The organism is Xylanimonas protaetiae, from assembly GCF_004135385.1.
Lineage (GTDB): Bacteria > Actinomycetota > Actinomycetes > Actinomycetales > Cellulomonadaceae > Xylanimonas > Xylanimonas protaetiae.
The window spans coordinates 1,275,872-1,300,195 of the sequence record NZ_CP035493.1 but is presented as its reverse complement, the minus strand read 5'-3'; the positions used below and the strand labels follow the sequence as shown (position 1 = coordinate 1,300,195).

At 75.5% G+C, this 24,324-nt stretch carries 22 protein-coding genes; 12 read left to right on the top strand and 10 right to left on the bottom strand.

The window, feature by feature from the left end:
• Window positions 1-2: 2 nt before the first annotated feature.
• The 3 genes from ET471_RS05880 (at window position 3) to ET471_RS05870 (ending at window position 4,430) form a co-directional block, all read left to right on the top strand.
• A complete protein-coding gene (locus ET471_RS05880) occupies window positions 3-1,304 on the top strand; it encodes an EfeM/EfeO family lipoprotein (RefSeq protein ID WP_129187023.1) in 1,302 nt (433 codons plus the stop codon).
• Window positions 1,301-2,713, top strand: coding sequence for a Dyp-type peroxidase (locus ET471_RS05875; RefSeq protein ID WP_242496439.1), 1,413 nt, complete (start codon window positions 1,301-1,303; stop codon window positions 2,711-2,713). The genes ET471_RS05880 and ET471_RS05875 overlap by 4 nt, the downstream gene beginning before the upstream one ends.
• Before the next feature lie 61 nt (window positions 2,714-2,774).
• Window positions 2,775-4,430, top strand: a complete 1,656-nt coding sequence (locus ET471_RS05870; protein WP_129187022.1) for a phospholipase C — start codon at window positions 2,775-2,777, stop codon at window positions 4,428-4,430.
• A gap of 95 nt (window positions 4,431-4,525) precedes the next feature.
• Here the strand turns inward: ET471_RS05870 and ET471_RS05865 are convergent, their stop codons facing one another.
• Together ET471_RS05865 and ET471_RS05860 are read right to left on the bottom strand one after the other, a co-directional pair.
• Window positions 4,526-6,304, bottom strand: coding sequence for a lipase family protein (locus ET471_RS05865; protein WP_129187021.1), 1,779 nt, complete (start codon window positions 6,302-6,304; stop codon window positions 4,526-4,528).
• 58 nt (window positions 6,305-6,362) lie between these two features.
• Window positions 6,363-7,226, bottom strand: coding sequence for an alpha/beta fold hydrolase (locus ET471_RS05860; protein ID WP_129187020.1), 864 nt, complete (start codon window positions 7,224-7,226; stop codon window positions 6,363-6,365).
• Window positions 7,227-7,319: 93 nt separating this feature from the next.
• Between ET471_RS05860 and ET471_RS05855 the strand changes: the two genes are divergently transcribed.
• The 4 genes from ET471_RS05855 to ET471_RS05840 all read left to right on the top strand — a co-directional run bounded on the left by ET471_RS05855 (window position 7,320) and on the right by ET471_RS05840 (window position 10,035).
• Window positions 7,320-8,570, top strand: a complete 1,251-nt coding sequence (locus tag ET471_RS05855) for an MFS transporter (protein ID WP_242496438.1) — start codon at window positions 7,320-7,322, stop codon at window positions 8,568-8,570.
• 322 nt (window positions 8,571-8,892) lie between these two features.
• A complete protein-coding gene (locus ET471_RS05850; RefSeq protein WP_129187018.1) occupies window positions 8,893-9,279 on the top strand; it encodes a YchJ family protein in 387 nt (128 codons plus the stop codon).
• Between the two features lie 92 nt (window positions 9,280-9,371).
• Window positions 9,372-9,620 (top strand): hypothetical protein, encoded by a 249-nt coding sequence (locus ET471_RS05845; protein WP_129187017.1) that lies wholly within the window; start codon window positions 9,372-9,374, stop codon window positions 9,618-9,620.
• Window positions 9,607-10,035: a TA system VapC family ribonuclease toxin gene (locus ET471_RS05840; RefSeq protein ID WP_129187016.1), complete on the top strand. Its 429-nt coding sequence runs from the start codon at window positions 9,607-9,609 to the stop codon at window positions 10,033-10,035. Before ET471_RS05845 ends, ET471_RS05840 begins: the two co-directional genes overlap by 14 nt.
• Window positions 10,036-10,111: 76 nt before the next feature.
• On the opposite strand, the gene gap is transcribed toward ET471_RS05840, so the two are convergent.
• The 3 genes from gap to ET471_RS05825 form a co-directional block, all read right to left on the bottom strand.
• Window positions 10,112-11,107 (bottom strand): type I glyceraldehyde-3-phosphate dehydrogenase, encoded by a 996-nt coding sequence (gap, locus tag ET471_RS05835; protein WP_129187015.1) that lies wholly within the window; start codon window positions 11,105-11,107, stop codon window positions 10,112-10,114.
• Between the two features lie 248 nt (window positions 11,108-11,355).
• The gene (locus tag ET471_RS05830) at window positions 11,356-12,321 is read right to left on the bottom strand and encodes a GlxA family transcriptional regulator (RefSeq protein WP_129187014.1); all 966 of its coding nucleotides are present in this window, start codon (window positions 12,319-12,321) and stop codon (window positions 11,356-11,358) included.
• 1 nt (window position 12,322) lies between these two features.
• Window positions 12,323-15,925 carry a TM0106 family RecB-like putative nuclease gene (locus ET471_RS05825; RefSeq protein WP_129187013.1) on the bottom strand — a complete coding sequence of 1,201 codons (3,603 nt, stop codon included), beginning with the start codon at window positions 15,923-15,925 and terminating at the stop codon, window positions 12,323-12,325.
• A gap of 112 nt (window positions 15,926-16,037) precedes the next feature.
• Between ET471_RS05825 and ET471_RS05820 the strand changes: the two genes are divergently transcribed.
• On the top strand, window positions 16,038-16,706 hold the full coding sequence (locus ET471_RS05820; RefSeq protein WP_129187012.1) for a histidine phosphatase family protein: 669 nt from the start codon (window positions 16,038-16,040) through the stop codon (window positions 16,704-16,706).
• Window positions 16,707-16,730: 24 nt separating this feature from the next.
• Here ET471_RS05820 and ET471_RS05815 read toward each other — a convergent pair whose 3' ends face one another.
• From ET471_RS05815 to ET471_RS05800, 4 genes are read right to left on the bottom strand one after another with little or no spacing between them, the layout of a single operon-like run.
• Window positions 16,731-17,720, bottom strand: coding sequence for a hypothetical protein (locus ET471_RS05815; RefSeq protein ID WP_129187011.1), 990 nt, complete (start codon window positions 17,718-17,720; stop codon window positions 16,731-16,733).
• A gap of 1 nt (window position 17,721) precedes the next feature.
• Window positions 17,722-18,051, bottom strand: a complete 330-nt coding sequence (locus ET471_RS05810) for a PadR family transcriptional regulator (RefSeq protein ID WP_129187010.1) — start codon at window positions 18,049-18,051, stop codon at window positions 17,722-17,724.
• 33 nt (window positions 18,052-18,084) lie between these two features.
• Complete coding sequence (locus ET471_RS05805) at window positions 18,085-18,519, bottom strand: VanZ family protein (RefSeq protein ID WP_129187009.1); 435 nt, start codon at window positions 18,517-18,519, stop codon at window positions 18,085-18,087.
• A gap of 53 nt (window positions 18,520-18,572) precedes the next feature.
• Window positions 18,573-19,607: a helix-turn-helix transcriptional regulator gene (locus tag ET471_RS05800; protein WP_129187008.1), complete on the bottom strand. Its 1,035-nt coding sequence runs from the start codon at window positions 19,605-19,607 to the stop codon at window positions 18,573-18,575.
• A gap of 77 nt (window positions 19,608-19,684) precedes the next feature.
• Between ET471_RS05800 and ET471_RS05795 the strand changes: the two genes are divergently transcribed.
• From ET471_RS05795 to ET471_RS05780, 4 genes are all read left to right on the top strand, one after another.
• Entirely contained in the window at window positions 19,685-20,443 is a 759-nt protein-coding gene (locus ET471_RS05795) for a class I SAM-dependent methyltransferase (protein ID WP_129187007.1), read from the top strand.
• A gap of 114 nt (window positions 20,444-20,557) precedes the next feature.
• A complete protein-coding gene (locus ET471_RS05790) occupies window positions 20,558-21,646 on the top strand; it encodes a threonine aldolase family protein (RefSeq protein WP_129190752.1) in 1,089 nt (362 codons plus the stop codon).
• Window positions 21,647-21,795: 149 nt separating this feature from the next.
• Entirely contained in the window at window positions 21,796-22,233 is a 438-nt protein-coding gene (locus tag ET471_RS05785; protein ID WP_129187006.1) for an SRPBCC family protein, read from the top strand.
• Between the two features lie 97 nt (window positions 22,234-22,330).
• Window positions 22,331-23,524, top strand: a complete 1,194-nt coding sequence (locus ET471_RS05780; protein WP_242496437.1) for a glycoside hydrolase family 3 N-terminal domain-containing protein — start codon at window positions 22,331-22,333, stop codon at window positions 23,522-23,524.
• Window positions 23,525-23,579: 55 nt separating this feature from the next.
• On the opposite strand, the gene ET471_RS05775 is transcribed toward ET471_RS05780, so the two are convergent.
• On the bottom strand, window positions 23,580-24,188 hold the full coding sequence (locus tag ET471_RS05775; protein ID WP_207207337.1) for a Clp protease/crotonase-like domain-containing protein: 609 nt from the start codon (window positions 24,186-24,188) through the stop codon (window positions 23,580-23,582).
• Between the last annotated feature and the right edge of the window lie 136 nt (window positions 24,189-24,324).

The window sequence follows — 24,324 nt, the reverse complement described above, 5'->3', positions numbered from 1 at the left end:
CGGTGCGGCGACACGGACAGGGCGCGACCCGACGGTCGCTCCTCGCCACCGGCGTCGTGCTCCTGCTCGCCGCGTGCGGCGGGCCCGGCGCCGCCACCCCCGCGGCTGACGACGCCGCCACCGGCATCCCCGTGAGCGCCGGCCCGGACGACTGCGGGCTCGGCTGGGACGGCGGCACGGCCGGCGACCTGACCTTTGCCGTCGCCAACACCGCGACCACCGGCATGAGCGTGTACCTCCAGGACACGCAGGCCATGCCGCGCACCTCCCTGGTGCTCGACGCGATCGGGGCGGGAGCCACCGCGTCGGCGTCGGTGCGGCTCGACGGCGGCGCGTACCGGTTCGTCTGTCTCCAGGCCGACGAGGAGCCCGTGCTCGGCGCGCCCGTCACCGTGACCGGCCACGCTGCCGGGGCCACGCCGAGCATCGTCCTGCTCAGCCAGGCCGACCTGGTCCCGGCCACGCAGGCCTACTCGGCCTGGGCGCTCGGCCGCGCGCAGAGGCTCGCGCAGCAGGTCACAGCGCTCGACGCCGACGCCGCGCGCGGCGACCTCGCGGCCGCGCGCCACGACTGGCTCGACGCGCACACCACCTACGGCACGCTCGGTGCGGCGTACGGGGCGTTCGGCGACCTGGGCGAGGCGATCGACGGGCTGCCCCCGCGCGGGGTCTCGGCCGCCACCTCGACCACCGGGTTCCGACAGGTCGAGGCGCTGCTGTGGCCGGGCGCCGGCGCGGGCTCCGACGCCGACGTCGCACGCGCCGCCAGCCCCGCGACCCAGCGGCTGGCCTCCGACGTCGGCGAGCTCGTCACGCAACTGCAGGACCCGCGCATGGACCCCCTGGAGCTGGGGCTGCGCGCGCACGAGATCCTCGAGGACGTCCAGCGCATCACCCTGTCCGGCGCGGCCGACGGCCCGTCGGGCACGACGCTCGCCGAGGTCGCGGCCGCCGTCGACGGCTCCCGCGCGGCGATCGACCAGCTCCGCCCGGTCCTCGCCACCGAGGCGGGCGACGCCGGGGCCGACGGCGCCGGGTCCGACGACGGCGCCGGGTCCGACGCGCCAGACAACAGCGGGCCCGACGACGGGGGCGACGAGCTCGCGGTCGTCGACGGCGCCCTCGACGACCTGGCCGCCGTCGTCGCGGCCTTCCACCACGACGTCCCCGCGGGCGAGACGGGCTGGACGCCCCTGCCCGCGCTCACTCCCCCTGAACGCGAGCTGCTCGACGCCCGCCTCGACGCGGCCCTCGAGCCGCTGGCGCGCGTCGCGGCGACGACGGAGCCGAGGAGGCACCCATGACCGCGAGCGACGCGACCCCCATGACAGGCGGGTGTCCCGCCCACGTCGGCCGGCGCGGGTTCCTGCGCGGCGTCGTCGGCGCCGCGGGCGCCCTGGGCCTGGGCGCGGTGGCCTCCGGCGCGGCCGCCGCCCCGCACGCCTCCCCGCTGCACGCCTCCGCCTCCACGGAGTCGCAGGGCTCGACGGAGCCGCCCGGCTCCGAGCACACCGGCGCCACGCACGGCCACGTCCCCGCCGTCGTCCCGTTCCACGGCCCGCACCAGGCCGGGATCACCACGCCCGCCCAGCGGGCGGCCGCCTTCCTCGCGCTCGACGTCGTCGTTGCCACGCGCGACGAGCTCGCGCAGACCTTCCAGACCCTCACCGCGGCCGCCCGCCTGCTCGCCGGGGGCGGCGTCGCGCCGGCCGCCGGACCGGGCGCGCCGCCGTCGGACAACGGGATCCTCGGCGTGGTGCCGACGCCGAAGGACACCGACGGGCTGACCGTCACGGTCTCGGTGGGCGCCTCGCTGTTCGACGACCGGTTCGGCCTCGCCGCCGGCAAGCCCGCCCGCCTGCGGGTCATGGACACGTTCCCCGACGACGACCTCGACCGCGCGACCTGCGACGGCGACCTGCTGCTCCAGGTGTGCGCCGACGAGCGGGACACCGTGCTCCACGCCGTCCGCGAGCTGCTGCGCGCCACGCGCGGGGCGCTCGCGCTGCGGTGGCGGCAGGACGGGTTCCTGCCGCCGGCCCGCCCGTCGGGCGCCCCGCGCAACCTGCTCGGCTTCAAGGACGGCACCGTCAACCCGCCCACCGCGAGCGCCGACGCCATGGCCGACGTCGTCTGGACGACGGCGGGCCCCACGACGCCGCTCGACGACCAGGCCGCCCGCGCGTTCGGCATGCGGCCGGACGACCTGCCCGACGCCGTCGAGCCCGCGTGGGCCGCGGGCGGCAGCTACCACGTGGTGCGCACGACGCGCATGTTCGTGGAGTTCTGGGACCGGGTCACGCTCGACGAGCAGGAGCAGATGATCGGCCGGCGCCGGGACACGGGCGCCCCGCTGACGGGCTCGCACGAGGACGACGTGCCCGACTACGCCGCCGACCCGACGGGCGACGCGATCAAGCTCGACGCGCACATCCGCCTGGCGGGCCCGCGCACGCCCGGCAGCGAGGCGATGCGGATGCTGCGGCGCCCGTACTCGTACGACAACGGCTCGGACGCGAGCGGGACGCTCGACGTCGGGCTCGTGTTCGTGTGCTTCGTCCAGGACCTCGACAGGCAGTTCGTCGCCGTGCAGAACCGGCTCGCGGGCGAACCCCTCGTCGACTACGTCTCCCCGGTCGGGGGCGGGTACTTCTTCGCCCTCCCCGGGGTCCTGGCGGCGGACGACTGGTACGCCAGCGGCCTGCTCGCCTGACCTCCGCCGCGCCCGCGCCACGGCGGACGCGGCTGCCACCTGAGTACAGAAAGGCACACCCATGCAGGGTCTGCTCTCCACCTCTCGCGGGCGCTATGCGTCCGTGGGGACGGCGGCCGTCGCGGGTCTCGCGCTCGCGGGCGGCCTGTTCGCCCCGGGCGTCGCGCTCGGCCACCCGAACAACGGCGCGTCGTCGGACAAGACGACGACGCCGATCAAGCACGTCGTCGTCCTGTTCGACGAGAACGTCTCGTTCGACCACTACTTCGGCACCTACCCGGACGCCGCCAACACGGACGGCACCGCCTTCAAGGCAGCCGCGGGCACCCCGAAGGCCGACACGATGGGTGCGGCGGGCCTCATCGAGAAGAACCCGAACCTCTACACGCCGCAGCGCCTCACGCCCGACGAGGCCGTGACGTGCGACCAGAACCACGGCTACACGCCGGAGCAGAACGCGCTGAACGGCGGCGCGATGGACCAGTTCGTCCAGAAGACGAACGTCGACACGTGTTCCGGCCTGTTCGGCGAGCCGGGCCTGGTCATGGACTACTACGACGGAAACACCGTCACCGCGCTGTGGAACTATGCCCAGCACTTCGCCATGAGCGACAACAGCTGGGACGCCACGTTCGGCCCGTCCACCCCGGGCGCCCTCAACGTGGTCTCCGGCCAGACGCACGGCGGCCAGGCCTTCGACCCGAAGACCGGTGCGCTCCTGAAGACCTCGACCGCCGTCGCCGACCCCGACTCCGACGGCGTGGGCACCGTGACGGGCGACCCTGACCCGGTGTTCGACGACTGCGCGGACAACAACCACACGTCCACGTCGGCCCTCGTCGGCATGCAGGGCAAGAACGTCGGTGACCTGCTCAACGCCAAGGGCCTGACCTGGGGCTGGTTCCAGGGCGGCTTCGCCCCGTCGACGTCGGCCGCCGACTCGGCGACCGGCTACGCGCTGTGCGACACCACGCACGTGAACGTCGCCGGCGGGTCCTCGAAGGACTACTCGCCGCACCACAACCCGTTCGCGTACTACAAGTCGACGTCGAACCCGCACCACCTGGCCCCCACCAAGGCCGTCGGCCAGACCGACCGGGCGAACCACCAGTACGACCTGTCGCTCTTCGAGCAGGCCGCGAAGTCCGGCGCCCTGCCTGCCGTCTCGTACGTGAAGGCCGCCGAGTACCAGGACGGCCACGCCGCCTACTCCGACCCGACGGACGAGCAGGACTTCCTGGTCCGCGAGATCAACCTGCTCCAGCAGTCGCCCGACTGGGAGTCGACCGCCGTCGTCATCGCGTACGACGACTCGGACGGCTGGTACGACCATGTCGCCCCCGAGGTCTCCAACGGTGGCGCCGGCTCGGCCGACACGACGCTCTGCTCGTCGGTGTCCACGGTGCTCGGCGGCTACGCCGACCGCTGCGGCCCGTCGCAGCGCCTGCCGCTGCTCGTGATCTCGCCCTACGCGAAGCAGAACTACGTGGACCACACGGAGACCACGCAGGCCTCGGTCGTGAAGTTCATCGAGGAGAACTGGAGGCTCGGCACCATCGGTGACGCGTCGTTCGACACGACAGCCGGGTCGCTGGACGGCATGTTCGACTTCAACGAGGCGGCCCACAAGAAGGCGCCGCAGGTCCTCCTCAACGAGGACGGCTCGGTCGCGTCGGTCACGCCGGTGCTGCCGGCCGGGCTGGCCAAGAAGGGCTGAGCCCCGCTCCTGGGCCGGGCTCGGGGTCCGGTCGTGCTTCCTGTCGCACGGCCGGGCCCCGAGCCGTCGGCCCACGTCCTCCCCCGGGGTGCTGGTCAGCAGCCCGACGGCGGTGCCGGCGCCCCGGCGAACCGTGCCTCGGTCCACGTCATGAGCTCGGGCAGCAGCGGCGACCCCGGCAGCACCACGCCCATGTGGGACAGCCCCGGCAGCTCGGTCTGCTCCAGCGGCACGCCGGCCGCGCACAGCCGCGCGACGTAGTCGTGCTGGAGGTCGGCGGGGATCACCTCGTCCTCGCTCCCCCAGGCCAGCAGGAGCGGCGCCCCGAAGGGCCCGTCGGTCGCGTTCTGCCCCAGGCGCGCCCCGACGGCGCCGCCCGTGAGGTCGCCCCGGTACAGCGGCTGCGCCGCCGCGACCCCGGCCCCGGCGAGCGCTGACACGATCAGTCCCGGCTGCGACGTGCAGCGCTGCGACATCTCCCGCACGAGCGGCCGCGCGGGCAGCGGCACGTGCGCGTCGAGGTCGACGTCGTCGTACGTCGCGCTGTACGGCAGCAGCACCCAGGCCACGGCGACGGACAGCAGCGCCGACGACGGCGGCTCCAGCAGCCGCCGCGCGAGCGCCCGCGGCTCGGCGGCCGGGGAGATCGCGGCGGTGCCGACGACGTCGAGCTCGGGTGCGTACGACGACGCCAGCGCCGCCGTCCACAGGGCGGCGTGCCCGCCCTGCGAGTGCCCCCACACGGCGACCTGGTCGCCGAGGTCGAGCCCGGGAAGCTCGTGCGCGGCCCGGACGGCGTCGAGCGACGAGCGCGCCTCCCCCTCGCCGATGAGGTAGGGGAAGATGCCCTCGGCGCCCTGGCCGGAGTAGTCGGTCGCGACGACGACCCACCCGGCCGCGACCGCCTCGTCGACCGCGGGGATCGACTCGGCCGTCGCACCGTTCTCGAGCAGGCTCGGGGCGCACGCCCGGGCGATGCCCGTGGTGCCGTGGTTCCAGGCGACGACGGGACGTGGGCCGGGCGGCGGCGTCGTCGGCGCGACGACGAGCCCGCTCGCGACCGCCGGGGCGCCATGGGCGTCCGTCGTCGTGTAGAGGATCCGGCGGACGGTCGCCCCGGCCGGCGCCTGGCCGGGGAAGTCCCCGTCACGCAGCAGCCGCCCGGGCTGGCCGGGCACCTGAGCAGGCGTGTCGTAGAGGGCGGGGACGGCGACGTCGTGCGACCGGAGCTGGCGGCTCACGGCGAGCGTGCCGACGACGGCGACGACGAGCAGCGCGGCGGCCGCCCACCGCACTCCGTCGGCGATCCGGCGAGGGCGCGGTGCCGGCGGGATCGGCCTGCGGCCTCGCGCGTGACGCCACAGCAGGAGGACGCCGAACGCCGTCGTGCGTAGGGCGAAGACGAGAGCGGCGAGCACCACGGTCGCGTCGCGCCAGAGCAGCGCGAGCACCGCGAGCGCCACCTGGGCCAGCGCCCACGCGGCTGCCAGCGCCCGCTCCCCGCGGCCCGCGCCGCGCGCGAACGCGTCGCCCGCAGCAGCGACGGCGCCGGCCACGAGCAGCAGGGCGACCACGAGAGGCAGGAGCGCGACGGCCGTCTCGAGCCGGGCCAGCAGCAGCACACCGACCAGCACCCACACGACGGCGAGCGCCCGCCTCCAGCGCGGCCGACCGGCGTCGGCGACGTCCGCCGCCCCGGTCAGGACGCACGCCACGCCGACCGTGACGGCGAGGAGCACGAGGGACGTGAGCGGACGGACGGCGAGCACGAGACCGCCGACGACGAGCAGCACCGCGACCGCGACGACGACCGCGCCGGGTGCCCGCCGCAGCCACCCCTCGACCCCCGGGCGGTGCAGACGGACGGGACTCATGGGCCGAACCTAGCGACGACGGCGCAGTTCGGCACGGGGCGGCGTGCGCTGTCGGCTCTCAGCCGAGCAGCTCCCGGAGCCGGGCCGCGAACGCGTCAGGCTTGCCGACGAACCCGTACTCGCCGCCCTGGAAGGCGCCGTGGTCGCCGGGGAAGACGGCGGGCTCCAGCCCGAGCTCGTCGCCGAGCGCCCGCGCGGCACGCGCCGCCATCGTCTCGCCCGAGTCCTCGCCGTAGGCAGGGATCACGTGCGTCGACGCCGCCCGCACCGAGGCGAAGGCGGGCAGCCAGTGCTGCATGGTCTTCATGTTCACGCCCAGCAGGGCGTCGCCGCGGGTCCCGTCGTCGTCAGCAGGCAGGCCGAACGCGGCCGGGTCGGGGGCGGGCCGGGCGAGGTAGTCGCCGTCGATCTCGCCCTGGACGGAGACGAGCGCGATGAACCTGGCCATGCCCGCGCCGAAGCCGTGCGCCTCGTAGGTGGTGTGGACGTCGTCCATCGCGGCGGCCATGACGTCGCTGTCGGGCAGCACCTTGGCCAGCGGCGGCTCGTGCAGGACGGCCGTGGCGAGGTCCTCGTGGAACTGCTGGACCCACGCCAGCCCGTCGACGGCACCGCCGCTCGACCCGAAGAAGTCGTACGGGCCCTGCCCGACGGCCTGGGCGACGGCGTGCAGCACCGCGCCGCGGTTCATCGGGTCCGGGTCGGGCCCGGTGCCCGTGAGGGTGGACCGGTCGGCGCCCGGCGGGTCGTACGTGACGACGGTGCGGTCGGTAAAGTGGCTGATCAGGGTCGCGAAGCCGCCGGCGCCCATAGGGCTGCCGACGACGAACAGCGGGCGGACGCCCGACGGCATCTCGGGCTCGTGGACGTCGTAGGTGACGACGGCGCCGGGCACGTCGATCGTGGCGGTGGTGGTAGGCACGGGAGGCTCCTTCGCGTCGGGCACCGGTCGATGCTGCGCGGTAGACGACGTCCGCGCGCCCGACTCATCGCCTGCGCCGATACCCTCGGGACGGTGACCTCCCCCGCCACCCCCGGCATCGTCGACCCGCGCCGCGCGAACGTCATCCTCGTCGCGATGGCCGTCTCGACGTTCCTGTTCGTGCTCGTCGAGGGCCTGCCGAGCGGCCTGCTCACCCTCATGGCCCCCGACCTGGACACGACGACGTCGCGCATCGGACTCCTGGTCACGGGCTACGCGCTCGTGGTGCTGGTGGCGACCGTGCCGCTCGCCATGGCGACCAAGCGCGTGCCGCGCCGCTGGGTGCTGTCGGCCACGGTGCTGCTCGCCGCGGTCGGCACGCTGTGGGCCGGGCTCGCCGACGGGTACGGGTCGATCATGGCCGCCCGCCTGGTCACCGCGCTGGCCCAGGCGCTGTTCTGGGTGGCCGTGATCCCCGGCACGGCCGGGCTGTTCCCGCCGCGCGTGCGCGGGCGCGTCATGGCCCGCCTCGCGCTCGGCAACTCGATCGCGCCCGTGCTGGGCCTGCCCGCCGGCACCTGGCTGGCCGAGCACACGAGCTGGCGCACCACGTTCTGGGTGGTCTCGGCGCTGTCGATGGTGATCTTCGTCGTCGTCCTCGTGCTGTTCCCCACCGTGAGGCCGTCGGAGGGCGGGGCGTCGCGCGCGCCCTTCCCGAGCCGGCGCCGGCTCGTCACTCAGCTCGTGACGACGGCCCTCGTGGTCACGGGCGCGTTCGGGCTCATCACGTTCGTGACCCAGCTGCTCCAGGACGTCTCCGGGTACGCCCGCGCGGACATGCCGTGGTTGCTGTCCATCCAGGGGGCCGCGGGCGTCGTGGGCGCGATCGTGGTCGGGCGGTTCCTCGACCGGCACTCGTGGGGCAGCCTCACCACGGCCATCGTCGTCGTCACCGTGGCGCAGGTGCTGCTCTTCGCGCTCGCCCCGAACCACCTGGTCGCGATCGTGGGCATCGCCCTGTTCGGCGGGGCGTTCGCGACCATCCCGCCCGCCCTCTCGCACCGCGTCATGCTCGTGTCCCCCGGGTCCACCGACATGGGCGTCGCGGTGTCGTCGGCGATCTTCAACCTCGGCATCGCGGCCGGCTCCGGGCTCGGCGCCGCGCTCACCGCGGCCGTCGGCGTGCGCTGGGTGCCGCTCGCGGGCGCGGTGCTGACGGCGCTCGCGCTGGCGGTCAACATCTGGGAGCACCGCACCAACCCGCCGTTCCCGGCGGCCCGGCAGGCGGTGGAGGAGGCGCTGGCGCCGACGGCGGCGGCGGAAGCGGCGGAAGCGGAAGCGTAGGCGGGCGGCCGCAGCCGGTGCCGGTGCCGGTGCCGGTGCCGGTGCCGGTGCCGGTGCCGGTGCGAGCGGCAGCGATGCCAGATCGGAACGTGGGTTCGGGATCGGAGCGTGCCTCTGATTGCACGTTCCGATCCCGAACCCACGTTCCGATCGCCAGCCCGCCGGGCCGCCGGACCGGCAGCCGGGTCGGCGGCCGGGCGGGCGGGCGGCCGGGCGGCCCGGCGGCCCGGCGGGCGGCCGAGTCGAAACGGCGGGCGGCCGGGCGAGCGGGCTGCCCGGGCAGCGACTCGGGCCGGCCGCCCGGGCGCGGCACGATAGGCGCATGACCCGCTGCCCCTGCCTCTCCGGCCTCCCGCTCGCCGAGTGCTGTGGGCCCGTGATCGCCGGCGACCGGCCCGCGCCGACCGCCGAGGCGCTCATGCGCTCCCGCTTCACGGCCTTCGCGACGGGCGACGTCGCCTGGCTGCGCACCTCTTGGCATCCCACCACCCGCCCCGCGGACCTCGACCTCGACGACGACGTCGACTGGCGCCGTCTCGACATCCTGGGCACGCGGGCGGGCGGCCCGTTCGACGACGCGGGCGAGGTCGAGTTCGTCGCCTCGTGGCGCAGCCGCAGCACGCGCGAGCGCGGCCGCCTCCATGAGCGCAGCCGCTTCGTGCGCGAGGACGGCCGCTGGCTCTACGTCGACGGCGACGTCGGGGCCTGACGGCTCGCGGCCCGACGAACACGACGAGCACGACGAGCACGACGAGCACACGGTGTACCACCTGGTCGTCGGATCGGTGGTCCACGTGTGGCATGCCCACCGTCCATCCGCGCACCCAGATCACGCGCGGTCCGCGTGTCGAGCGGATCGTGAGCATCGGCGCGACCCGTTTCCCGGACCGCAGCCCTGGCGAGATCCTCGTCGAGCTGGCAGCGGAGCGAGCCGCCGAGATCGAGCGTGCCGACCTTGACTACGACCCCCTGGGTAGGCTCGTGACGATCACCGCCCGCGGCCACCACGTGACGAGGCAGATGGTCGAGGACGCCCTTGCCGAGGACTGAGCTGCCGGACGTCGACGTGCTCGTGGCGGTGGCGCTCGAGGCGCACGAGGATCATCCGGCCGTGCTGCGCTGGCTCCGCGACACGCCAGCCTTCGCCACGACGCCGGTGACCGAGATCGGGCTGGTCCGCCTGGTGATGAACCCGTCGGTCGTCGGCCGTCAGGTCAGCGTCACGGAGGCGATGGCGACGCTGCGCAGCATCAAGGCGCTGCGCCACGCGTCGTTCGTGCCCGACAGCACCTCCCTGGCGGACCATCGCGCTCTGACAAGCCATGTGACCGGGACGAAGCAGGTGACCGACACGCACCTGCTGAACCCTCGCCATCGCGGCGGGCACCTCCTCGTCACGTTCGACGGCAGGCTCGTGACGTCGCTGGGCTCCCAGGCGCGCAGGCACGTGCGTGTTCTCGGCTGAGAGCCACATCGGCTGACGGCACGGAGCCCTGGCCCGCCGTCCGTGCGGGCCAGGGCTCCCTCCTCCGTCCAGGGCGTCACGCCGCGAGCAGCTCCAGCGTGTCGACCACGCGGTTCGAGAAGCCCCACTCGTTGTCGTACCAGGCGACGACCTTGACGTGCTTCCCGTCGACGCGGGTCAGCATCGAGTCGAAGATCGACGACGCCGGGTTGCCGACGATGTCGGACGAGACGAGCGGGTCCTCCGAGAACTCGAGGATCCCCGCGAGGCTCCCCGCGGCCGCGGAACGGTAGGCGGCGATGACGTCGTCGCGCGTGACGTCCCGGGCCACGGTGGCGTTGAGCTCGACGATCGAGCCGACCGGGATCGGCACCCGGATCGAGTCGCCCGAGAGCTTCCCGTCGAGCTGCGGCAGCACGAGGCCGATGGCCTTGGCCGCCCCCGTCGTCGTCGGCACGATGTTCTCGGCCGCGGCGCGGGCGCGCCGCGGGTCGCGGTGCGGGCCGTCCTGCAGGTTCTGCTCCTGCGTGTACGCGTGGACGGTGGTCATGAAGCCGTGCTCGATGCCCGCGAGCGTGTCGAGCACGGACGCGAGCGGTGCGAGCGCGTTCGTGGTGCACGACGCGTTCGAGACGACGGTGTGCACCGCGGCGTCGTACGCCTCGGTGTTGACGCCGAGCGCGAGGGTCACGTCGGCGCCGTCGGACGGGGCGCTGACGAGCACCTTGCGCGCCCCGGCGTCGAGGTGGGCACGGGCCGCCTTGGCCGCGGTGAAGCGGCCGGTCGCCTCGACGACGATCTCGACGCCGAGCTCCTTCCACGGCAGGTCGGCGGGCTCGCGCTCGGCGAGCACGCGGATGCGGCGGCCGTCGACGACGAGGGTGTCGCCGTCGACCGTGACCGGCCGCCCGAGGCGCCCGGCGGTCGTGTCGTACGCGAGCAGCCGGGCGAGCGCGGCCGGGTCGGTGAGGTCGTTGACGGCGACGACGTCGAGGTCCGTGTCGCGCTCCAGGAGCGCGCGCAGCACGTTGCGGCCGATGCGGCCGAACCCGTTGATGGCGATGCGAGTCATGCTGTCCTTCCGGTCGTGGCGGGCCGGTCTGGCGGCCCGCCGGTGGCGGCCGGGAGATCGTGGGCTCCGCGGCCACCACCAGGTTCGCCCGGCGGGAGCGCAGCAAACAGTGGCCGGAGCGCCAGGGTTCGCAAGGATCTCGCCAACGCTTCGCCGCCGAGCAGGCGTGGTCGCTCCGGCATCGCTCGCAGGGGCGACCGTCTCCGGACCGGGCCTGCGCTCCCGCCGCGGTGGCTCCCGCTCAGCCGCTACTCGCCGCGCGCGAACGTCCTCCGGTACTCGCTGGGCGACGTCCCGAGGATGCGCTGGAAGTGCAGCCGGAGGTTCGCGCCCGTCCCCAGCCCGACGTCGGAGGCGACCTGCTCGACGCTGCGCTGCGAGAGCTCGAGGAGCTCACGTGCCGCGTCGACGCGCGCCCGCATGACCCACTGGAGCGGCGTGTACCCGGTGTCCGCGACGAACTGCCGGGAGAACGTGCGCGGCGACACGGCCGCGTGCCGGGCGAGGTCGTCGAGCGTGAGCGGGTCGGCGAGGTGGTGCAGCACCCACTCGCGCGTCGCGGCGAACCGCTCGCCGAGCGGCTCGGGCACGCTGCGCGGCACGTACTGCGCCTGGCCGCCGCTGCGGTAGGGCGCCGCGACGAGCCGCCGGGCCGCGTGGTTGGCGGCGGCGACGCCCAGCTCGCCGCGCAGCACGTGCAGGCACAGGTCGATGCCCGACGCCGCCCCGGCCGAGGTGAGCACGCTGCCCTCGTCGACGAACAGCACGTTCTCGTCCACCCGGATCTGTGGATAGCGGGTGGCGAGCGCCCGCGTGTAGTGCCAGTGCGTGGTCGCGCGGCGACCGTCGAGCAGCCCGGTCGCGGCGAGCGCGAAGGCACCCGTGGAGATGGCGGCGAGCCGCGCACCCCGGGCGTGGGCGGCGACGAGCGCGGCGACGACGGCGGCAGGCGGGTCCTCCTGGTCCGGTCTGCGGTACCCGGGGATGAAGACGATGTCGGCCCAGGCGAGCGCGTCGAGCCCGTGCGCGACGTGGTACGAGAGCCCGTCGCCACCCGTGACGAGGCCGGGCGCCGGCCCGCAGACGCGCACCTCGAAGGGCATGCTCGGCCGGGTCGTGAACACCTGGGCGGGGATGCCGACGTCGAGCGGCTTGGCGCCGTCGAGCACGAGGACGGCGACGCGCCGCAGGCGGCCGGCGTCGGGCTCCGCCACGTCACGCCCCCACGAGCCGCGCGAACGCGCTGAGCTGCGCGAGCGCCTGCGGCGTCGCCGGCAGGTGGTCGAGCAGCGCCGGACTCCACACGAGGTACGCGGCCCACTGGGCACGGGAGATCGCGACGTTGAGCCGGTTCTTCATGAGGAGGAACTCCATGCCGCGCGGCACCTCGGCAGCGTCCGAGGCGGCGAGGCTCACGATCGCGACGGCGGCCTCCTGCCCCTGGAACTTGTCCACGGTCCCGATGCGCGCGGCGTCGAACCCGGCCGCGTCGAGCGCCTCGCGCACGCACTGCACCTGCGCGTTGTAGGGCGTGACGACGACGACGTCGGCCGCGGTGAGGAGGCGCCCGCCGTCGGACCGCGTCAGTGACCGCCCGCCGTCGGCTGACGTCACCGGCAGCCCGCCGGCCCCGCTGTCCCATCGCTTGCCGACCAGCGACCGCACGATCTCGACCACCTCGGCGGCCTCCTCGGGCGACGCGGTGGACCGGCCCTCGTGCCGGACGCGCCGCAGGTGCAGGCCGGGGGTGACGTGCTCCAGCCAGCGCTGCGAGGCGGTCGCGTGCGAGTGCAGGCGGCCCTCGTACGACAGCTCCGAGACGGGCCGCGCGACGGCGGGGTGCATGCGCCGGCTCGCGGCGAGGAAGTAGCCGAGCTCGGCGGGCAGCACGTCGTGACCGTCCGCGACCCAGCCGAGCGCGGACGTGTCCACCGGCTCCGGGTGCGTGCCCTGGGAGACCTGCGGGAGCTGCTGCGGATCGCCGAGCAGCAACAGGTTCCGCGCCGCGACGGACGCCGCGATCGTGGTGCCCAGCGCGTACTGGCCGGCCTCGTCCACGACGAGCAGGTCGAGCGAGCGGCGGGGCACGCGGTCGGCGGCGGCGAAGTCCCACGCGGTGCCGCCCAGCACGAAGCCGCTGGTCGCGTGCTCGTCGGCGAACGCCGCGTACCCCTTGCGGGGCACGGCGGTGAACGCGACGTCCGCCTCGGCGTCGGAGGGTTCCTTGCCCACCAGGCCGGGGTCGAGCCCGGCGCGCACGACGCCGTCGAGGACGTTCTCGACGACGGCGTGCGACTGCGCGACGACGCCGACCCGCCAGCGGTGCCGTTCGACGAGCGTGCGGATCACGCGGGCGGCGAGGTACGTCTTGCCGGTCCCGGGCGGGCCCTGCACAGCCAGGTACGAGTCGTCGAGGTCGAGCACGCTCGCGACGACGGCGGCGATGTGGTCGCCGTCGCCGTCTCCACCCGGACCGGGCCCCGGGAGCACGGCCGCGAGCGCGCCGGAGCGCGTGCGCGGCGGGGTGCGCCGGAGCACGTCGACGACAGCGTCCCTCGGCCACCGCGCACCACCGCCGGGATCGGACGCCCCGCCGACGTCCACGAGGCGCGCGGCCCACTCGGCGACCGCGGCGGCGAGCGTCCGCGTGTCCGGCGGCGACGCCGGCGTCAGCGCGATCGGCACCGCGTCGTGCGGGTCGGCGCCGCCGGGCAGCCCCTCCTCCACCAGCACGGTCGCGTCGTCGACCACCTCCAGCACGCGCACGCGCAGCGCCGAGCGCGCGCCGGGGTCCGCCGTCGGGCTCGGGTACGGGCCGGGGTGCTCGTACAGCAGGTACGGCCCGGGGTTCGCGGACGTGCTCGGCCGCGAGCCCGGCGCCCACTCGCCGCGCAGCTCGAGCACCCGCCGCGGGTTCTTCTGCCGGCCCTCGACCGTCCAGCCGCGCACCACGCGCACGCCGTCCACGCGCAGCACGTCACGCGTGTCGAGCCAGGCCGCCGGCGGTTCGACGAGCCGCGCGAAGTGGCCCCACCAGAACGACTTGCTCTCGCGCCGGTGGTAGTCGATCGCGGCCGCCGCGAGGCCCAGCGCGCGCTGGTCCGCGGACCGGTCCGGGTCGAGCGGGTCGCCCGCAAGCGCCGCGAGCCGGTCCGCGAGGGGCGAGTCGTCGACCGCCGGCCCGGGCGCGTCGTCGGGGGCGCCCAGCGGCACGACCCCGTGGGCGTGCGCGAGCCCCCGGAGCCAGTCGCGCAGCCGCAGCGTGGAGCGGCAGTCGTAGGCGTTGTAGTCGGCGATGGCGTCGAGCATCTTCTGTCCCTGCGCGGCGTCGCCCCGCAGGACGGCGTCCCGAGCGGCGGCGTACTCCTCGATCGACGCGGCGGCCGTCTGCACGTCGCCGCCGCGCAGGTCGTCGCCCATGTAGAGCGGCTCGAGCTTCTTGATGGAGTACGACCGGCTGCCCACGCGCACCGCGCGCCGCACCACGGGGTACAGGTCCACGAGCACGTGCTCGCGCAGCAGCTGGTCGACCTCCTCCTCGCCGACGCCGTGCCGGGCGGCCAACGAGAGCAGGTGCGTCCGCTCGTACGACGCGTAGTGGTAGACGTGCAGGTCGGGGTGCTGCGCGCGGCGCTCGCGCAGGTAGTCGAGGAACCCGCGCAGCGCGACGCGCTCCTCCGCGAACGAGTGCGCCCACCACGCACGGAACGTCCCGTCCGCCTCGACGAGCCCGAACAGGTAGTCCAGCCCCCACTGCGTGGCGGCGCCCTCGGTGTAGAGCGGGTCGCCCTCGAAGTCGAAGAAGACGTCCCCTGCGCTCGGCTCCGGGACGACGGCGAGCCCGCCGGCGTCGACGACGCGGACGGCGGGGACGTGCACCGCGCCGTCGCCCCGCTCCGACTCCAGCTGGAGCGCCGCCTGCTCCCGCAGCGCGGTCAGCGTCGCCGCCCCGATCCCCTCCACAAGCCCGTCCGACGCCGCCAGCCCGTCGATCGTCGTGATCCCCGCCGCGGCGAGCCGCGCCCGCTGGGTCAGCCGCAGCCCGGCGACGAGCAGCACGTCGCGGTGCGCGGCCACCTCGGCGTCGCACACGGCGCACCGCCCGCAGGCGGCGTAGCGGGGGTCGCCCCACGCCGCCGCGCCCTCCTCCGCGAGGTGCTCGACGACGAGCCGCTCCAGGTGCGCGCGCCGCAGCCGGTACACGGGCTCGATGTCGGCGAGCCGGTGCGTGCTCACGGAGCCGTCCCCGAGGATCAGGTCGACCTCGTCGTCGACCTCCACGCCGAGCGCTCGCAGCCGCCCGGCGTAGGCGGCGAGCTGGAGCAGCGCCGTGACCTTCGCGTGCCGCGCGAGCTTGGAGTCCTGGATCCGGTAGCGCCCGTCGGCCTGCCGCACGACGAAGTCGGCGAACCCGACGAACCCTGGCCGCCGGACGCCGTCCGCACGGGTGGCCGGCGACTCCGCGAGCATGGCCTGGTAGACGACGTCGGCGCCGTCGTCGAACGCCGCCCGCGTGGCCGCGAGCGCCGCGGCGACGGCGTCCGGGTCGCGCAGCGCGGGCCGCTCGACCGCGACGACGCCGACGCCGGAGCCGGGCCCGTGCGCCGTCCCGAACCGCTCCTCGTACGCCGCGAGCAGCCGCAGCTCGTGCGCCTCCCCGAGGCTCGCGGTGCGGGCGAGCATCGGGTCGTCGGGGACGTCGAGCGCCTCGGCCCGGCCGAGCCGCACGTCGAGCGTGCGCAGGAACGCGTGCTCGCACGTCGCGGCCGCGGTGAGGTCGCTCGCGGAGAGGACGACGTCGTCGCCGATCAGGTACACCGCGCTCCTCCACGCTCTCGAGAGTTCGCGTCGCGGTCACCGCGACGTCGCCGTCCCGCCACCTTCGCATGCGTACCGTCGACCCGACCGCTCATCCGCGAAAGGGACCACGATGACCCTCACCCTCACGCTCGTGCGCCACGGGCAGACCCACTTCAACGCACGCCAGATCCTCCAGGGATCCTCCAACTCGCCACTGACGAAGACCGGCCGGGAGGGCGTGCGCACCACCGCGCGGCACCTCGCGGCGTCCGACTTCGCGGCGGCGTACTCGTCGCCGTCGGGCCGCGCGGTGACGACGGCCGTCGAGATCCTCCACCACCACGAGCGCCTGCCGCTGCGCGTCGACGCGGACCTGCGCGAGTACGACTTCGGCACGTTCGAGCGCCGCCCGGAGCGCGAGCTGGAGGCGCACCAGCCCTGGGCCGAGCTCGTCCCGGCCGTGCTCGCGGGCCGTCACCCGGGCCTGCCGCACGGCGAGTCCGGGGCGGCGTACATGGCGCGCGTCGCCGCGGCGTTCGCCCGGATCGTCGCCGCGCACGACGACCCGTCGGCGGGCTCTGGCCGGGGTCCCGAGGTGCTCGTCGTCGGGCACGGGCTCACGCTGGGCGCCTACCTGTGGACGGTGCGGCCCGGCCCGCTGGTCCCGCTGCCGAACGCGTCGGTGTCGACGGTCCGCATCGCCGACGGCCGGGCCGAGGTGGTCGAGGCGGGCCTGGACATCGCCGGCCACGGCCACCTCGCCGCCCGCCCGGCGCCGGCGCCCCTCGCGGCGCCGTGACGGGGCCGGCCGGGCGCCGGGCGGTCAGGGTGTGGACCGCCCCGACTGCCGGGCGGCCCGCACGAAGCCCTTGACCGCGTCGGCCACGCACAGCACCACCACGGCGACGACCGCGACCGTCGCCAGCGTGCCGCCCGGGCCGACCAGCTCCGGCCCGTCGGCCCAGCCCGCGGACGTGAGCGCGCCGGGGTCGAGCAGGCGCCCGGTGGACAGCACCGGGACGAGCACGGCCACCGTCGCAGCGTTGACGGTCGCGTTGACGCCCGCGAACCACCAGGTCCAGCGCCTGCGGGCGAGCGAGACGAGGACCAGCACGAGCTCGACGACGACGAGCGCCAGCAGCGCCCACCGCAGCCACGACCACGTGCCGGCGTCGAGGAACTGCGTGTGCGCGTCGCCGCCCCGGACGAACGAGAGCTGGTTCCCGAAGAAGACGAGCGCGCCGAGGATCGCGAGCCAGACGACGTCGCCGATCTGGTCGTTGCGCACCGTGCGCGCCGACGGCGTCTGGACCTCGGGGAGCTGCTCGGGCCGCCAGCCGGCGGACGGGTCGAGGTCCTTGGCGGGGACGTTGCGCTCCATGACGGCGAGCACGAACGTGATGCCCGCGGCCACGTACACCGCGATCTGCACGCCGGTGCCGATCCCCGCGCCGATGACCTGCGCGGCGCCGAGCCCCTCGGTCACGGCGCCGACGGCGCTGCCCACCGCGGCGACGACGCCCGCGATCGGCACGACGACGCGCACGAGCCGGCGCCACAGCAGGTAGTAGCGCGGCCCGATGAGCTGGAGGGGCCGGTCCAGGTAGTCGGCCGCGAGCGCGGCGGGGTGGCCGAGTGCGGCGAGCGTCGCGTACTCGGCGTCAGCGGGCGCCGCGCCGGCGGCGACGCGCGCGTCGACCGTGTCGGCGATGCGCTCGGCGAGCTCGCGCCGCAGCGCGTCGCGCTGCGGCTCGCGCACCTGGGCCGCGGCCGCGTCCAGGTAGCGCGCGGTGAGGTCCGTCCGGTTCGTCATCTCAGGCTCCTTCCCGCAGCCGGCGCAGGGCGGCGTCCAGCTGGTCCCAGTCGGCGGTGAGGACGGCGGCGAGCTCGGTGCCCGCCGACGACGTCGTGTAGAACTTGCGCGGCCTGGCCTCGTCGGTGTTCCACTCGCTGGTCACCAGGCCCTGCTTCTCGAGCCGGCGCAGCAGCGGGTAGAGCGTGTTGGCGTCGACGTCGAGGCCGTCGGCAGTGAGCGTCTCGAGCAGCGCGTACCCGTAGCCGGGCGTGCGGAGCCGGATCAGGCACGCGAGCACGACGGTGCCGCGCCGCAGCTCCTGCAGATGCTGTGCGTGATCCGGGTTCATGCGACACACCTTACTGTGTGTCACACACTATTGCTAGTCGCGCATGCCGGTTCGCGCGAACCGCGCCACGAGGACCGCAGCGACGCACGCCCCCAGCAGCCCGCCGCCGCCGTTGAGCAGCACGTCCTGGAGCGTCGAGACCCGCCCGGGGATCAGGAGCTGCGTCGTCTCGATGGCGCCCGAGAAGACGAACCCCGCCAGCGCGACGGCCCCGAGGACGGCACCCAAGGACCACGCCCGGCGGGCGTACGCCAGCAGCACGACGCCCAGCACGCCGAACGGCAGGAACATCACGAGGTTCGAGAGCGCCTCGAGAGCGGCCACCGACGTGTGGATGCCGATGCGGGCCAGGGCGGCGACCGTCGAGGTCGCCCACCCGGGCACCGACGTCTGGTCGAGCGACGGCCACAGGGTCAGGCCCAGCACGGCCGCGAGATACAGGACGAAGACCCACCGCACCCAGCGCATGGGCGAACGCTATCGGCGCACGGCGCCCGGACGGCAGGCCCGCCCCCGGACGCTCAGCCGCTCGTCGCACCCCGCCGCCACGCCAGGGGCGTCGTCCCGTGCCAGGCGCGGAACCGCCGGGTCAGGTAGGCCGCATCCCGGAACCCGGTCCGCGCGGCGATCACGCCCAGCGGCAGGTCCGTCTCCGCGAGCAGCCGCCGCGCCTCGGCCATGCGCCGCTCGGTGAGCCAGTCGAGCACCGTCCGGCCCGTCCGCTCGCGCATCACCGTGGTCAGGTGCCCGGCCGTGTACCCGAGCTCGCGCGCCACCGACCCCGTCGACACGGGCTCCGCGAACCGGGCCTCGACGACGGCGAGCACGCGCTGCACGAGCGGGTCCGCGACGCCCGACCCGCCACCGGGCCCCGCGGCCCCCGCGGGAGCGAGCCGTGCGAGGTCCACGAGCAGGCGCGTCAGCACGGCCCGCGCGGCGGCGTCGGCCCCGGGCCGCGACGGGTCCGTCGTCTCGGCGTGAAGCTCGGCGAGCAGCCCCACCCACGCCGCGCCGCGCTCCGGCGGCACGACGACGCGGCGCACGTCGTCGAACGCCGCGAGCAGCGGGTGGCCGGCCCAGGCCACGGGCGGCACGCCCGCGAGCGCCGGCACGGCGTCGGGCAGGAACGACACGGCCCACGCCCGCGACCCGTCGGGCTGGTGCCGCCCGACGCCGACGACGTGACCCGGCGGCACCGTGATCGCCTCGCCCGCGCGCAGCGGCTGGACGACGCCGTCGATCCGCAGGTCGCCACCGGCCCCGCCGCCCGCCTCGCCGCCGCCCGCCTCGCCGCCGCCCGCCTCGCCGCCGCCCGCCTCGCCGTCGCCCGCCTCGACATAGATGAGCACGTGGAAGTCGTGCGCGTGGCGGTGCTCGGGCAGCTCGCCGTCCTCGTGGGGCGTGCCGCCGAACCGGACGACGGCGACGGGTGGCACGCCGGGGACGCCGTCGAACCGGTAGACGGGCGTGCCGTCGGCGCGCACGGCGCGCAGGCGGGCGCGCGACCCGGGCAGCCGCGGGCGCAGCGACCCGGCACCGGCCGACGAACGTGCCATCCTCACCGACTTCCGTCCTGCCCGGCCCGCGGCGCGGGCCGCAGGCTGGTCCTACCCACCATCACGGAGGAACCATCATGAGCGACACCACCCAGGTCAGGATCGTCGACGACGCGGCCGTGGGCGACCGCGCGTTCCTCCCCGGCTCCGGCAAGGCGAGCCTCCTGTGGAGCTACGACCTCATGACCGCGCTCGCGGGCGTCGGCGCGCACCTCGACGCGCTCGTGCGGACCGCCGGGATCGCGTCCGGCGACCGTGTTCTCGAGATCGGCTGCGGCACGGGCAACCTCGCCCTGCGCGCCGCCGCGGCCGGCGGCGTCGTCACGGGCCTCGACCCGGACCGCGGCGCCCTGGACCGCGCCGCGCGCAAGGCGCGCCGCCGCCGCGTCGGGGTCACGCTCGTGCGCGGCTACGCCGACCACCTGCCCGCCGACGACGCCGGCGTCGACCACGTCATCAGCTCGTTCGCGCTGCACCACGTCCCCACCGACCAGAAGGAGGCGATGGCGGCGGAGATCCTGCGCGTCCTGCGCCCGGGCGGCCGGGTCACGATCCTGGACTTCGCCCAGCCCGACGACGGGGAGCACGCGGGGCACGGTGTTGACGACCACGGACATGGACACGGGCACGGGCACGGGCACGGGCGGCGGCACGGCGGCGCGGGCGGCGGCTGGTTCGCCCGCAAGCAGGCCGGCCTGGCGTACGTCGCCGACAACCTCGACCACGGCGTCGCGCGGCTGCTCGAGGGCGCCGGCCTCGTGGGCGTGACCGAGCAGGCGGGCACGGCGATGCGCGGTCGGGTTCCGGTGGCCGTCGTGCAGGCCCGCAAGGCGTAGCCCGCACGGGGCCGCGTCGCGGGTCGGCGGCCCTGCGGGCTGCGTCGCGGGTCGGCGGCCGTGCGGGCCGCGCCCGCCGTCGGCCGTCGCGGACCGGCATACCCTGACCCCGTGCTGCCTCCCTTCGGCTCCGACAACTACGCCCCCACGCACCCCGAGGTCCTCGCCGCCATCGCCGCGGCGAACGAGGGCTACGCCGTCGCCTACGGCGACGACGCGTGGACGGCCCGCCTCGCCGACCGCGTGCGTGACGTCTTCGGCGCCGGAGCCACCGCGTTCCCCGTGCTCAACGGCACGGGCGCGAACGTCGTCAGCCTCATGGCGACGACGTCGCGCTGGGCGGGCGTCGTCGCCTCCGACGTCGCGCACGCGCACACGGACGAGAACGGGGCGCCGGAGCGCGTCGGCGGCCTCAAGCTGCTCACGCGCCCGGCGGTGGACGGCAAGATCGAGCCGCTCGACGTCGCGGCGTGGTTCGGGGAGCTCGGCGACGTGCACCGCGCGCAGCCGCAGGTGCTCACGCTCACGCAGGCCACGGAGCTCGGCACGGTCTACGACGTCGAGGAGCTCACCGCCCTGGTCGAGGTCGCGCACGGCATGGGCCTGGCCGTCCACGTGGACGGCTCGCGGCTCGCCAACGCCGCCGCGCACCTCGGCGTCGGGCTGCGCGCGCTCACCACCGACGTCGGCGTCGACGTCGTCTCGCTCGGCGCCGCGAAGAACGGCGGCCTGCTCGGCGAGGCGGTCGTCGTCCTGGGGCCCGACGACGCCCCGACGCCCGGCGCGGCCGACGCCCGGCGGGCGGCCGCCGCGGCGGTGCCGTTCCTGCGCAAGTCGACGATGCAGCTCGCCTCCAAGGCCCGGTACGTCTCCGCGCAGCTGCTCGCGATGCTGGACGGCGACGAGCCGCTGTGGCACCGCAACGCGTCCGCCGCGAACGCCGCGGCGCAGCGCCTGCGCGCGGGCGTCGAGGCCCTCGGCGGCGACGTCGTCCGCGTCACGCGGCCCACGCAGTCCAACGCCGTCTTCGCGACGCTCCCCCGCGCCGCCGCCGACCGCCTGCGCGAGCGGACGCGCTTCTACGACTGGGCCGACGGCGAGACCCTGGACCGCGTCGAGGTCCGCTGGATGTGCAGCTGGGCGACGACGCCGGCCGACGTGGACGCGTTCCTGGCGGCGCTGCGGGCAGCGACCGCCGCCTGACCGCGCGACGCCCGGGCGCCCCGCAGCGGTCGTCCGGGAAGCATCCAGGACGACCGGCGTCGCGCACCGTCCCCGGCGGCCGCGACCACCCTGCGAGCCACCCGCGACCCGCTTCGACGGCGGACCCGCGCCGCGTTAGGTTCGACCCCATGAGCACCGACGCCCGGCACACCGTGACCGCCTCGACCTTCGTCGCCGAGCCGCCCGAGCGTGTGTGGGCCGAGCTCCTGCACCCGGGCGCCCGCTGGATGCTGGGCGCCAACATCGAGACCGACTTCCAGGTCGGGAGCCCGGTGACGTTCGAGGGCCACTTCTTCGGCCGCCAGTTCGCCGACCACGGCACGGTGCTCGCGTTCGAGCGCCCGCGCCTCATGCACTTCACGCACTTCTCGCCGCTGTCCGGCCTCGAGGACGTGCCGGGCAACTACCACGACATCGCCATCACGCTCCAGGCCGTCGACGGCGGCACGCGCATCGAGGTGGTGCAGCAGAACATCCAGTCCGCGGAGCGTGCCGGCAACGCGGAGCACCAGTGGACCCAGGCCCTGTCCACGCTCGCGCACTCCGACCGGAGGCGCAGGAGCTGATGTCCCCCGGCGGGACCCGCCCGGCGCGCGCCGCCACCCTGGCGGTGGCGGCGGTGGGCTTCGCCCTCACGGGGCTGCTCGTCGGGCTGCTCGCGGCGTGCACCGGAGGCGGTGCGCCGTCGCCGGCGCCCACTCCGCCGGTCGCGTCCTCGTCCCCGGTGTCGTCCCCGTCGGCGCGCCCGACGACGACGAGCCCGACACCCCCGCCGTCTCCGTCGCCGGCCCCCACGCCGTCCCCGACCCCCACGCCGACGCCTCCCCGCCGCCTCCGCCCGCCGACCCCCTCGCGGGCTGGACGCTGGAGCAGAAGGTCGGCCAGCTCCTCATGGTGGGCCTGCCCGTCCGGGGTTCGCGCGACACGACCGCCGCGCTGGTGCGCGACCGGCACGTCGGCGGCGTGTTCCTCGCGGGCCGCTCGCAGGCCCCGGTGCAGAACGTCCTCAACCTGGTCGACGCCTTCCGGGCCATGAGCCACGACCCGGTGCGGCTGCTCGTGGCCACCGACCAGGAGGGCGGTCAGGTCCGGGTGCTCCAGGGCCCCGGCTTCACCGCCGCCCCGCCCGCGACGCAGCAGGTCACGCTCCCCGACCTCGCCGCCCAGGCCACGACCTGGGGCACCGAGCTGCGCGCCGCCGGCGTCGACGTCGACCTCGCCCCCGTGGCCGACCTCGTCCCGCCCGAGCTCGGCACGGGCAACGCCCCCATCGGCCGCTACGGGCGCAACTACGGCAGCACGCCGGAGTCGGTGGTCGCCGGGGCCGGGGCGTTCGCCGCCGGGATGCGCGCCGCCGGCGTCGTGCCCACGGTCAAGCACTTCCCGGGCCTGGGCCGCGTCACGCAGAACACCGACACGACGGCCGGCGTCCACGACAGCGTCACCACCGCCGACGACGCGTCGGTCGGCGTGTTCCGCGACGTCGTCGCCGCGGCGTCGCGGGGGGACGGCCCGCGCCCCTGGGTCATGATGTCGACGGCGGTCTACGACCGCATCGACCCGACGCTGCCCGCGGCGTTCTCGCCCACCGTCGTCGGCCTCCTGCGCGGCACGCTGGGGTTCGACGGCGTCGTCGTCACGGACGACGTGTCCCACGCGGCGCAGGTCCAGGCGTGGTCGCCGGGCGACCGCGCGGTCCTCGCGGTCGAGGCGGGCGTCGACGTCGTGCTCGCGAGCGCCGACCCGTCGACAGCGAACGCCATGCTCGACGCCCTGGTCGCGAAGGCGCAGGCCGACCCGGCGTTCGCCGCGAAGGTCGACGCCGCCGCGCGCCGCGTCGTCGCGGCGAAGGGCTGAGACGCGACGCGGCCCGCCTCCGTCGGTGACGGAGGCGGGCCGCTGGGGTGGGCCGTCACTGCTGGCGCAGGCGCGAGCCGAGCGCGGCGGCCGCGACGACGGCGGCTCCCGCGACGAGCACGACGTCCTTGAGCACGTACTGGCCGAGCAGGGTCATGCCGTGGCCGAACAGCTCGTCGGCGAACAGGACGGTCGGCGAGAGGATCCCGACGAACGCGCCCGCGAGGACGACCAGGCCGGTCTTGAGGAGCCTGCCGGTCAGGAGGGTCACGCCGATGAACATCTCGAGGACGGCCGTGAGGTAGACGGCCGCGTCGCCGTGGACCAGCCCGAGGGTGAGGGCGTCGATGGTGCGGGCGGCGATGTCGGCGGCGGGGCTCGCACCGGGGATCGCCTTGAGCGCCCCGAAGCCCAGGAACACCAGGCCGAGTGACACGCGCAGGGCCGGGACGGACCAGCGTGTGAGGAACCGGGCGAGGCGGCCGACGGCGACGTCGAGCGCGAGGGCGAGCCGTTCGACGAACGGGGCCCGCGAGGTCAGGGTGCGCGGCGAGCCGGACGCTCCCCGAGCGGGGTTGTCGAGGCGGCCGCCGAAGGTCGGGGCCGGGTTGCTCTCGCGGGTGGTCGAGGTCGTCTCGACCGTGCGTGAGGTGGCGGTGCTCATGGTGGTGCCTCTCTCGGATGGGGTGCTGTCGCGGCCGTTCTCCCGGCCACATGCCTCGACAAGAGAGGCCTTCCCCGGACCCGTGACACGGGGTCTCAGGTTTCACCCGTTCGGTGCGACGCGGTCCGCGCCGGTC